The sequence below is a fragment of the Pseudomonas sp. MDT1-17 genome, assembly GCF_054898105.1.
This window is the reverse complement of record NZ_JBUBVM010000001.1, coordinates 860,873-872,153: the sequence shown is the minus strand read 5'-3', so window position 1 is coordinate 872,153 and position 11,281 is coordinate 860,873. Positions and strand designations below refer to the sequence as shown.

The 11,281-nt window shown below is 60.0% G+C and carries 10 protein-coding genes and 1 riboswitch; of the genes, 2 read left to right on the top strand and 8 right to left on the bottom strand.

The features are described from left to right. Positions 1–20 precede the first annotated feature (20 nt). From ACYZTX_RS03840 to ACYZTX_RS03825, 4 genes are all read right to left on the bottom strand, one after another. Positions 21–629, bottom strand: a complete 609-nt coding sequence (locus tag ACYZTX_RS03840) for a YqiA/YcfP family alpha/beta fold hydrolase (RefSeq protein ID WP_462033021.1) — start codon at positions 627–629, stop codon at positions 21–23. A 186-nt stretch (positions 630–815) separates the two neighbouring features. Continuing rightward, positions 816–1,631 (bottom strand): 3',5'-cyclic-AMP phosphodiesterase, encoded by an 816-nt coding sequence (gene cpdA / locus ACYZTX_RS03835; RefSeq protein WP_462033020.1) that lies wholly within the window; start codon positions 1,629–1,631, stop codon positions 816–818. Between the two features lie 108 nt (positions 1,632–1,739). Beyond that, positions 1,740–2,192: a DUF1249 domain-containing protein gene (locus tag ACYZTX_RS03830; RefSeq protein ID WP_008153350.1), complete on the bottom strand. Its 453-nt coding sequence runs from the start codon at positions 2,190–2,192 to the stop codon at positions 1,740–1,742. Next, complete coding sequence (locus tag ACYZTX_RS03825) at positions 2,183–2,800, bottom strand: NUDIX domain-containing protein (protein WP_462033019.1); 618 nt, start codon at positions 2,798–2,800, stop codon at positions 2,183–2,185. Before ACYZTX_RS03825 ends, ACYZTX_RS03830 begins: the two co-directional genes overlap by 10 nt. Positions 2,801–3,029: 229 nt before the next feature. Between ACYZTX_RS03825 and ACYZTX_RS03820 the strand changes: the two genes are divergently transcribed. After that, positions 3,030–3,776, top strand: a complete 747-nt coding sequence (locus ACYZTX_RS03820; protein ID WP_462033018.1) for an RsiV family protein — start codon at positions 3,030–3,032, stop codon at positions 3,774–3,776. Here the strand turns inward: ACYZTX_RS03820 and cytX are convergent. Together cytX and thiC are read right to left on the bottom strand one after the other, a co-directional pair. Next, on the bottom strand, positions 3,745–5,037 hold the full coding sequence (gene cytX, locus ACYZTX_RS03815; RefSeq protein WP_462033017.1) for a putative hydroxymethylpyrimidine transporter CytX: 1,293 nt from the start codon (positions 5,035–5,037) through the stop codon (positions 3,745–3,747). The genes ACYZTX_RS03820 and cytX overlap by 32 nt on opposite strands. A gap of 146 nt (positions 5,038–5,183) precedes the next feature. Continuing rightward, the gene (gene thiC, locus ACYZTX_RS03810; protein WP_462033016.1) at positions 5,184–7,073 is read right to left on the bottom strand and encodes a phosphomethylpyrimidine synthase ThiC; all 1,890 of its coding nucleotides are present in this window, start codon (positions 7,071–7,073) and stop codon (positions 5,184–5,186) included. A 164-nt stretch (positions 7,074–7,237) separates the two neighbouring features. Next, a riboswitch (TPP riboswitch) is annotated at positions 7,238–7,343 on the bottom strand. 191 nt (positions 7,344–7,534) lie between these two features. Between thiC and ACYZTX_RS03805 the strand changes: the two genes are divergently transcribed. Next, positions 7,535–8,968 (top strand): TolC family outer membrane protein, encoded by a 1,434-nt coding sequence (locus tag ACYZTX_RS03805; protein ID WP_462033015.1) that lies wholly within the window; start codon positions 7,535–7,537, stop codon positions 8,966–8,968. Positions 8,969–9,085: 117 nt separating this feature from the next. Here ACYZTX_RS03805 and waaA read toward each other — a convergent pair whose 3' ends face one another. Both waaA and ACYZTX_RS03795 read right to left on the bottom strand, forming a co-directional pair. After that, complete coding sequence (gene waaA, locus ACYZTX_RS03800) at positions 9,086–10,363, bottom strand: lipid IV(A) 3-deoxy-D-manno-octulosonic acid transferase (protein WP_462033014.1); 1,278 nt, start codon at positions 10,361–10,363, stop codon at positions 9,086–9,088. Continuing rightward, positions 10,356–11,276: a LysR family transcriptional regulator gene (locus ACYZTX_RS03795; RefSeq protein WP_462033013.1), complete on the bottom strand. Its 921-nt coding sequence runs from the start codon at positions 11,274–11,276 to the stop codon at positions 10,356–10,358. Before ACYZTX_RS03795 ends, waaA begins: the two co-directional genes overlap by 8 nt. Positions 11,277–11,281: the final 5 nt, after the last annotated feature.

Here is an 11,281-nt window from a genome sequence, read left to right as displayed (position 1 = left end):
TGTGAAAAAGAGGCGACGACTCACAGTGCTGTGAAATCGATCGCCTGATACAAATCTGCGCCGATACCGGCGAAACTCAGCATTGCCGGAAGTTGCTCGGCAAAACCCTGGAAACTATGGTCGCCGCCGGCCTGGATGCGCAAGGCACAGGCCCGGTAGTACTGCTGGGCGAGGCGGTAGTCCAGCGTTTCGTCGCCGGTCTGCAACCACACCTGATACCGCTGCGGGTCCTGGGGCGCCGGCACTTCCAGCTCGGCCAGGGCCGTCACGTGGTCGTGGGTCAATTCCCATGCTTCATCGGTATACAGGTTTTTCTGCGCCCCCAGATACCCGTCGAACATCCGGTGCGGGCTGACGGCAGGGTTGATCAACAGGGCCTTGAGGCCATGGCGCTCGGCCAAGTGAGTCGCATAGTAGCCGCCGAGTGAGCTGCCGACCAGCAGTGGCCGTCCCAGCTCCTCAATCGCCTTGTCTAGCTGACCGATGGCCTCACGGGGATGGTGATGCATGGCCGGAACGCGCAACTGATCGCTCAAGCCCAGACGTTCCATCACATTGATCAACTGACAGGCCTTTTTGGAGGCAGGCGCGCTGTTGAAACCGTGGATATATAGGATCGAACCGGACATTTGAGCTCCCTGTGCGTCGGGTAAAGAGGCGCAGTTTACAGGGTGTCGGGGGAATCGGGGATATCCGTGGAACTCGCGTCGTCATTGTGGACGCCTTCGCGAGCAAGCCCGCTCCCACATTGGATCTGTGATCGACGCAACTCCCCTGTGGGAGCGAGCCTGCTCGCGAAGGCCGCACCACAAAATTCAGTAACCGTCGGAACCGTAATCAACCTTGAAATCAAACCCGGTGACGCGCTCCACACCGGTTTCAATCTGACCATCCGGCAACAACCGCAACCACCGATACCCCGGCGCCTGGTCACTGACCTTGAAATCATCACTGCCCGGCTCGAACTGAATACACGTCGAAGGCGAAGCAATCAGCCGCACGCCATTGCGAACCTGGTCGATCTCTTGATGCACATGCCCCCACAAAACAGCGCGAACCTGCGGAAAACGATCGAGCACTGCAAACAGCGTCTCAGGATTACGCAACCCAATCGGCTCCATCCACGCACACCCGATCGACACCGGATGATGATGGAAGCACACCAGATGATGCCGCTCCGGCGCCTCGCTCAACGAACGGGCCAGCAACTGCAGCTGCTCATCCTGCAAATACCCCGGCACCGAACCCGGTACGGCCGAATCGAGCAACGTGACGCGCCAGTTACCGACATCCACCACCGGCTCCAGCAACGCACTCTGCACGGCCGCTTCGGCCATGATCTGCGGCTCATCATGATTGCCGGGAATCCAGCGCGCCGGCGCATCGAGCTGCCGGGTCAGGTCGCGAAACAGCTGATACGACTCCAGCGTCCCGTCCTGAGACAAATCACCGCTGGCGATGATCAGATCAATCTGCGGCTGCTGAACCCGCACCAGCTCGATGACCTTTTGCAGACTGTCACGGGTATTCATGCCCAACAACGTCCCGTCCGTCTCGGCAAACAGATGACTGTCGGAGAGTTGCACCAGCAACGCCGAATCGGCGGTGGTTAATGTGGATACGCTCGGCAAGGCGTTCTCCCAGGGCTGAATCACGGGATTGGATGAGTGCCGCAATTATGCTGGGGGACGATCAAAAGGGGAAACCTGTGAACCTGACGCAGTTCACAACTAGTGCACTCAGCGAACAACCGCGTACTCATGCCCACACGCCAGACAATGGCTGAGCCATTCACCCAGGAACATATTCAGCTGGGCCTTTTCGTCCGGCTGATGCATTGAGGCATTCGGGTAAGGATAGATGCCGCGAAAGCGTCGCGCATGTTCGGCGCTGACCACTTCGGCCATGCACGCGTCGTGATAGACCTGCACTTCCAGTTGCGGCACTGGCAGCCACGGCAGGCTGTGTTCCTGGCGCACTTGCAGGGTCGTGGTGTACGGGCAGACCTGCAGCACTTCGAGGGCCAGCACGCCGAGCATCTGGTCGCCGTGGGTCACGGCAATGCGCCGTGCCTCCGGTTCATTGCGCATGTCCGGCAGCAGTCGCATCAGACGCGCGTAGTTGGCCTCGCAGGAGGCTTGCAACCCCACAAGGTCGACCCGATAGCGATCGCGCAGTTTGTTTACGACCATAACCCCCTCACTTCAACGCGGTTCAAAGCTAACCATTGCAAGGCAATGATGCTGGCCGCGTTGGCAATTCGTCCGTCGCGTACGGCCTGCAGGGCATCTTCGAAGGCCCAGACCGTGACGCGGATATCTTCTGCTTCTTCCTCCAGCCCATGCAGCCCGCCGACCCCTGTACTGTCGCAGCGCCCCAGGTACAAATGCACGAATTCATTGCTGCCGCCCGGCGATGGAAAATATTGGGTCATCGGCCAGAGCGCCCCGAACACAAGCCCAGCTTCCTCCTGCGCTTCGCGGTGAGCAACTGCTTCCGGTTCTTCATCCTTGTCGATCAGACCGGCGACCAGTTCGATCAACCATGGATTGTCGGTTTTACCCATGGCGCCGACGCGAAACTGCTCGATCAACACCACTTCGTCACGCTGCGGATCGTAAGGCAGTACGCATACCGCATCGTGGCGAACAAACACTTCACGATTGATCTCGCGACTCATGCCCCCGGCGAACAATTCGTGGCGCAAGTGCACGCGATCGAGCTTGTAGAAGCCCTCGTAGCACTTTTCGCGCCGAACGATATCAACGGCGGTCGGAATGGCGTTGGCAAAATCAGTCATGACTATCCTCTTTACTGCAAATCCGTTACGAGGCTCCTTTTTGTTACTTGCAACCTCGACTTCGCGCCATCCTAACGCGCCTTCGGCGTTTGATGCAGCCCCTTTCCAGACAGCGGGATAGACGGCAGGGCTGTAAACAACTCTAATTAGCTTAGTGGCGAACTGATTACTCCGCTGACAGTCGAAGCGGGTAACTTTTTCGCCTTTCCCTGTTTTATGAAGGACGCCCATGTCGCTTTTTAAAATCGCCTCCGTGGCCGCAATCGCCCTGACTCTGGGCGCGTGCCAGAGCCTGTTCCAGCCCAACTACCGGACGCCGCTGGAAACCACCCGCGATGCATCGGAACAGTTGAAACCGGGCTGCACCACGCCTGATTGCCCATTGGTAAACATTGATACGCTGCGCTTCCCAGACGAACCGCAGTTGGACGGCATCCTCGAAAAACGCCTGCTGCAGATGACCCGCACCTCGCCCGACGCCCCGGTGGCGCCGACGCTGGCAGCGTATCGCGAGCAATTTTTGAGCAGTGCCGGCCCGCGCCACAGCAGTTACCTGCAAGCCAAGGTACGTGAGCAGCATGACGGCTTGGTGATCGTTGAATTCTCCAGCTACCTGGACACCGGCGGTGCGCATGGCACGCCGGGCCGCAGCTTCATCAACTACTCACGCCAGCAACACAAGGTGCTGACACTGTCGGACATGTTGGTGCCTGGCCAGGAAGAGGCATTCTGGAAAGCCGCGCAGGTAGCGCACAACAGCTGGCTGATCAGCACCAAGCTCGATCAGGAGCCGGAGTTCGTGAAGCAGTGGCCGTTCCAGAAAACCCAGAACGTGGCACTGACCTACGGCGGGGTGATCCTCAAGTACGAAGTGAGCACCATCGCGCCTTACGCGCTGGGTCACGTCGAACTGAAGATCCCTTACCCTCGCCTGAACGGCATTCTCAAGCCCGAGCTGTTTCCTGGCCGTAACTGAAGGTCCGACCCAGAATCAGCTGCAGCAGCCCTGCCAGAATCAACGCCGGCAGGGTTGCGCCGATGTCCGGATACAGATTAGCCAGCAAATGATAGGTACTCACCCCGCCCAACCAGGCGAGCAACGCCGGCCAGCGCAATGCGGCTGACGCCAGGCGAGCACCGCGCTTGCGCAGGATGAAGTGATCCACCAGCACCACGCCGAACAGCGGCGCAAACACCGAACCGATCAATAGCAGGAAGTTCTGATACTGGGCCAACGGCGCCAGGCACGCGATCAGCGTGCAGATCACGCCGATGGCCAGCGCCAGATGCTCAACCTTCAAGCGCAGCAAAATCCCACTGGAAACCGCCGCCGAGTGAATATCGGCAAAGGCATTTTCCGACTCATCCAGCAGGATCAGCAGCAGCGGAATCCCCAAACCGGCACCGGCCAATGCCAACAGCAAGGCATTCACTTCGCCGCTCGGTGCGAATGCCAGAGTGTAGGCCACGCCCAAACTCATCAACCAGAAGTTACCGATAAAGAAACCAACAGCGGTGCCGCCAAACACGTTTTTCGCACGCTTGCCGAAACGCGAGTAGTCGGCAATCAGCGGCAACCACGACAGCGGCATGGCGATGGCAATGTCGAAGCCCACGGCGAACGACATCGAACCGTCACCGGCCTGCGCCCACAACGCGGCCAGATCGGCTTTGGCGAACAGGTTCCAGGTCAGCCAGATGCACGCGGCCAGCAGCAGCCAGATGCCCCACTTGCGCAGGATCTGCCGTACGAACGTCAGCGGGCCGCTGATGGCCAGCAAGGTTGCCAAACCACCAAAGAACACGGTCCAGAGCAGCGGATTCGACAGCAGACTGCCTTCACTGAACGCCCGCGCGCCGAGCAGACTGGCGGCGTCACGCATGACGATAATTTCGAACGAGCCCCAACCGATCAGTTGCAGCAGGTTCAGCACGGCCGGCAGGCTCGCGCCTTTTGCACCGAGGCTGAGTTTGAGCGCGGCCATCGACGACAGACCGGTGTCGCTGCCGATCACGCCAACGGCAGCCAGCAACAGAACGCCAACCAAGGTGCCGAGAAAGATCGCCAGCAACGAGCCGGACAGGCCCAGACCTGGCGCGAGCAATGCACCGGTCTGCAGGACCATCAGGCCGATGCCGAGGGAGAACCACAGGGAAAACAGATCGCGGCCGCCGAAGACACGTTTGTCTGTGGGCACCGCGATATCGGGGGAATAAGTGCTGGGTTGAATGCTCAAGGTGTTATCTCAGAGGGACATTTGTTGTTTTTCGATCTTCGCGAGCAGGCTCGCTCCCACACTGGATCTGTGTCGTTCACAAATCCCTGTGGGAGCGAGCCTGCTCGCGAAAGCGGCGGTGCAGGCACCGCCGACCTCAGGTCAGATCAAACCTTCTTGTAAAGCTGACTGCCTTCCTGTTTGAACCGCTCGGCCTGTTCCGCCAATCCCTGGGCAACTTCGGCGTCGACGGTTTCGATCCGCTGGTTGGCCGCGTATTCACGGACTTCCTGGGTGATTTTCATCGAGCAGAATTTCGGCCCGCACATGGAGCAGAAATGCGCGACCTTGGCCGAATCTTTCGGCAGGGTCTCATCGTGATACGAACGCGCAGTGTCCGGATCAAGGCCCAGGTTGAACTGGTCTTCCCAACGGAATTCGAAACGCGCCTTGCTCAAGGCATTGTCGCGGATCTGCGCCCCCGGATGCCCCTTCGCCAGATCGGCGGCGTGAGCGGCGATCTTGTAGGTGATGATCCCGGTCTTCACGTCATCCTTGTTCGGCAGGCCCAAGTGTTCCTTCGGCGTCACGTAGCAGAGCATGGCGCAACCGAACCAGCCGATCATCGCCGCACCAATCCCTGAGGTAATGTGGTCGTAGCCTGGCGCGATGTCGGTGGTCAGCGGGCCGAGGGTGTAGAACGGCGCCTCGTCGCAGCATTCCAGCTGCTTGTCCATGTTCTCTTTGATCAACTGCATCGGCACGTGGCCCGGGCCTTCGATCATGCACTGCACGTCGTGCTTCCAGGCGATCTTGGTCAGCTCGCCGAGGGTTTCCAGCTCACCGAATTGTGCAGCGTCGTTGGCGTCGGCAATCGAGCCCGGACGCAGGCCATCGCCCAGCGAGAAGCTGACGTCGTAGGCCTTCATGATTTCGCAGATGTCTTCGAAATGGGTGTAGAGAAAGTTCTCTTTGTGGTGCGCCAGGCACCACTTGGCCATGATCGAGCCGCCACGGGAAACGATCCCGGTCACGCGTTTGGCGGTCAGCGGCACGTAGCGCAGCAACACGCCAGCGTGGATGGTGAAGTAGTCGACGCCCTGCTCGGCCTGTTCGATCAGCGTGTCGCGGAACAGCTCCCAGGTCAGGTCTTCGGCAGCGCCGCCGACTTTTTCCAGGGCCTGGTAGATCGGCACCGTACCGATCGGCACTGGCGAATTGCGGATGATCCACTCGCGGGTTTCGTGAATGTGTTTGCCGGTGGACAGGTCCATGACCGTGTCCGAACCCCAGCGAATGCCCCAGGTCAGTTTCGCCACTTCTTCTTCGATGGACGAACCCAGTGCGCTGTTGCCGATGTTGCCGTTGATCTTCACCAGGAAGTTACGGCCGATGATCATCGGTTCCAGTTCGGTGTGGTTGATGTTGGCCGGAATGATCGCGCGACCGCGGGCGATCTCTTCTCGGACGAATTCGGGGGTGATGATTTTCGGCACGCTGGCGCCGAAGCTGTAACCGGCGTGTTGCTGATCCAGCAGGCCAGCGGCACGAGCCACTTCAAGCTTCATGTTTTCGCGGATGGCGACGTATTCCATCTCCGCGGTGATGATGCCTTTGCGGGCGTAGTGCATCTGGCTGACGTTGGCACCGGCCTTGGCCCGGCGCGGGTTGTTCACGTGAGCGAAACGCAGCTTGGTCAGCTCCGCATCGGCAAGTCGTTCCTGGCCGAAGTTGGAACTCAGACCCGGCAGACGCTCAGTGTCGCCACGGGATTCGATCCACGGCGAACGCACATCGGCCAGGCCTTTGCGCACGTCGATGATGACGTTGGGGTCGGTGTACGGGCCCGAGGTGTCGTAGACCACCACCGGCGCATTGATCTCACCGCCGAAGTCGGTCGGGGTCACATCAAGGCTGATTTCGCGCATCGGCACGAGGATGTCCGGGCGAGTGCCCTGAACATAGATTTTTTGCGAGCGGGTAAAAGGCTGAACCGATTGCTGATCGACCTTGGCCGAGTCACTCAGGTTGGTTGCAATTTTTTGTTTTGTAGTCATCACGGGCTCTCCAGACACATCCAGGCAGTGGATTTTTTGTCGGAGCGAACCTGTAATCGAATGGACGCACGGGCGCTGGGGAAACCAGCAGTGCTGTGCTCAGTGCTCGAGGGGTGTTCGATTGTCGAACAACATCCCGGACGAAGCACAAGAGGACTCGCCGGGTGACGAGAAATCTTGTTCCCTACGCAGGCGCTAACCTGATCAGGTTCAACGGGATCCGAAATTATTCGATCTCAGCCTCATAGCAAGGCACCCCGACAAGAACCCGGCCAGTCTAGACACAACTGGCAAAGAACGCCAACACCGCGGTAACCACCATGATGAATGGCGCAATTACAGGATTGTTGCCATGCGCATGCCCAACTACACTCGCAACCCATGTCCCGCCTTGACGCTGTGCGGGCTGCACCGTACCTTTGGCGCTCAAATTATCAGCGTAATTTTTTAGGGATCGCCTCATGCTGCGCAAACTCTCACTGGCCCTTGCCGTGTCTTGTGCGTCCAACGGAATGGCCTGGGCAGCAGAAGCGCCCTTATCGACCAAGAACGACCTGGTCAGCGTGTACCAGGAAGCCAAGGACAACAACGCTGACCTCGCCGCCGCCGTCGCCCAATATGGCGCGCAGAAAGAAGTCGTGCCTCAGGCTCGCGCCGGGCTGCTGCCGAACCTCTCCGGCGGTGCCGAAGTGGCCAACGTGCGCACCTCGATTGATCAGCCCTCGGCGACTGCCAACCGTAGCGCCCATTCCTATCAGGCGACACTGGCCCAGCCACTGTTCCGCGCCGATCGCTGGTTCCAGTTCCAGGCCGCCAAGGACGTCAACGAGCAGGCCGCGCTGCAACTCTCGGCGACCGAGCAGAACCTGATCCTGCAAACCGCCAATAGCTACTTCAACGTCTTGCGAACCCAGGACAACCTGGCCTCTACCAAGGCCGAGGAAGCCGCGTTCAAGCGCCAGCTCGACCAGTCCAACGAACGCTTTGACGTCGGCCTTTCGGACAAGACCGATGTGCTGCAGTCGCAAGCCAGTTACGACACCGCACGTGCCAATCGCATCGTCGCGCAGCGCCAGGTGGATGATGCCTTCGAAGCCCTGATTACCCTGACCAACCGACAGTACAACTCGATTTGGGGCATTTCCCATACCTTGCCGATCCTGCCGCCCGCACCGAACGACGCCAAGGCTTGGGTCGATACGGCCGCCAGACAGAACCTCAATCTCCTGGCCAGCAACTACGCCGTCAGCGCCGCCGAGGAAACCCTCAAGCAGCGCAAGGCCGGCCATGCGCCAACCCTCGACGCCGTGGCGAAGTACGAGAAAGGTGACAACGACGCGCTGGGCTTCAGCAACCCGAACGCCTTCGGCCAGCCTTACGGTGGCAATGTCGAGCAAACAACGGTTGGCCTGCAACTGAACATCCCGATCTACAGCGGCGGTCTGATCAACTCCCAGGTGCGCCAGTCGTATGCACAACTGGACCAGTCCGAGCAGCAACGTGAATCCCTGCGCCGGCAAATCGTCGAGAGCACGCGCAACCTGCACCGCGCGGTGAACACCGACGTCGAGCAGGTACAGGCGCGCAAGCAATCGATCATCTCCAACCAGAGCGCGGTGGAAGCGACCGAAATCGGTTATCAGGTAGGCACACGAAACATCGTCGACGTGCTGGATGCGCAGCGTCAGCTGTACACCTCGGTGCGCGACTACAACAACACTCGCTACGACTACATCCTCGACAACCTGCGCTTGAAGCAGGCCGCCGGCACCTTGAACCCGGGGGATTTGCAGGACCTGTCGCGTTATCTCAAGGCTGATTACAACCCCGATAAAGACTTCCTTCCGCCGGACCTGGCCAAGGCAGCGGCGGAGCAGCTCAAAGCCAGACCGTAAAAAGCAAAAGATCGCAGCCTCGTTTCACTCGACAGCTCCTACAGGATGAATACAAATCCCGTGTAGGAGCTGTCGAGTGAAACGAGGCTGCGATCTTTTTATTTCAAGCGACGCGATCTAACGATCGATCAACCGCCCCAACCCATCCAGCAACCGCTGTAAAGCACCCTGATTGGTACGCATCACTTTCAGCCCCGCCTCCGCCATCCGCTGCGCATCCCGTGGCAACTCGAACAGCCGCTGCACCGCCAGCGCCAGACCTTCGGCATCTTCTACTTCCTGTAACGCCCCGGCACTGCGCAACTGCGCGGCGATTTCGAGGAAGTTAAACAGGTGCGGCCCACTCAACACCGGTTTGGCCAGAGCCGCCGGTTCCAGCAGGTTGTGCCCGCCGTTCGGTACCAGACTGCCGCCCACAAAAGCGCTGTCAGCCAAGGCATACAGAAACAGCAACTCACCCATGGTGTCGCCCACCAGCACCGAAGTCTGCGCAGTGACCGGGTTGCCAGTGGACCGACGCACCGTGGCGAAACCCTGTTGCTGACACAACTCGAACACCGAATTGAATCGCTCTGGATGACGCGGTACCAGAATCAGCAACGCATCGGGATGATTGGCCAGCAACTGGCGATGAGCCGCCAGCACTACCTCGTCTTCGCCTTCGTGGGTACTGGCAGCGATCCACACCGGACGTTCCTGGGTCTGCCATTGCATACGCAACTCGGCGGCACGCTGCAGCAGTGCCGGGTCGATGGTCAGGTCGAATTTGATCGAGCCGGTCACTTTGACCGTTTCCAGGCGCGCACCCAAATCGCGGAAGCGCTGGGCCTCGGCCTCGGTCTGCACCGCGAACAGGCTCATTTCGGCGAGCATCGGCTGAGTCAGTTTGCCGAAGCGGCCATAGCCCTTGGCCGAACGTTCGGACAGTCGCGCATTGGCCAGTGCCACGGGAATCCCGCGCCTGGCGCATTGATGGATATGGTTCGGCCAGAGCTCGGTTTCCATAATCACCGCCAGTTTCGGCTGGACCCGATCAAGGAATCGCTTCGCTGCGCACGGCAAGTCGTAAGGCAAATAGCAGTGCTGGATGCGCGGCTCATTGGCGAACAGCGCCTGGATGCGCTCCGAACCGGTCGGGGTCATGCAGGTCACGGTAATGGGCAACTGTGGATAACGTTGCAGCAAGGCGCGAATCATCGGCGCCGCGGCAATGCTTTCGCCCACCGACACCGCATGCACCCAGATACCACCGGGCTTCATCACCGGCAGTCCAAGGGAGAAACGTTCGCCAATGCGCTTGGCATACGCCGGCGCCTTGCGCGCCCGCAGCCAAAGCCGAATCGCTACCAATGGCAGCCCCAGGTAAAACAGCGCGGTATAGAGAGTTCTATTCATGGCGGCGGAGTTTATCGGTTTTTTCGCCGATCGCCTGCAAGTGCACGGCAAAACGTTCCGCCAACCAACGCGCCGCCGGCCCCAGAGGTTCATCGCGGCGCCAGACCAGTTCCACCACCAGCGCTGGCGGGGTCCATTCGCTGACCAGCTCGACCATCAAATCCTGATACGCGGGGTACTGCACCACGTGGCGCGGCAGCCAGGCCCAGCCGAGGCCGCGCACCAGCCATTCAGCCATCACGTAAAAACTGTCGGCCCGCCAGACTTGCGGGCTGGCGGGCTCGCTTCCGGGATAAACGCTGGACTGTGTAGACATCAGCAGCTGTCGATGCTGCGCCAGTTGCTGACAGTCGACCTGAGCCTGTTTCGCCAGTGGGTGGCCGACGCCGCACACCGTGACCATTTCGACGCTGCCCAACACCCGCCGCTCGAGCGCTTCGGGAATCTGGTCGTGATAAAACAGCAGCCCCAGATCGGCCCGACGCTCCACCAGTTTGCGCGCAACATCGCCCTGGGCGGCGCTGGTCAGCTGCACTTCAAGGCTGGGAAATTGCTGAGCCAGGGCTTCGAAGCTTTCGATAATCGGTTGATAGGGCATCGCCTCATCCTGAGCCACACGCAAACGCGCCTCCTGGCCGCGCATCATGGCCAGCGCCCGACCGTTAAGGCGTTCGCATTGGCGCAGCACTTCCCGCGCCTCGTCCAGCAATGCGCTGCCGGCCTCGGTGAGTTTCGGCTGGCGGCCGCTGCTGCGGTCGAACAGGCTGATGCCCAGGTCCTCTTCCAGCAGCGCAATCGAACTGCTGACCGCCGACTGCGCCTTGCGCTGATCCCGCGCCACGGCAGAAAACGAACGCTGTTCCGCTACGCTGACAAACAGCCGCAGCTGCTCCAGATTCCATTGCATATTCATGGCTC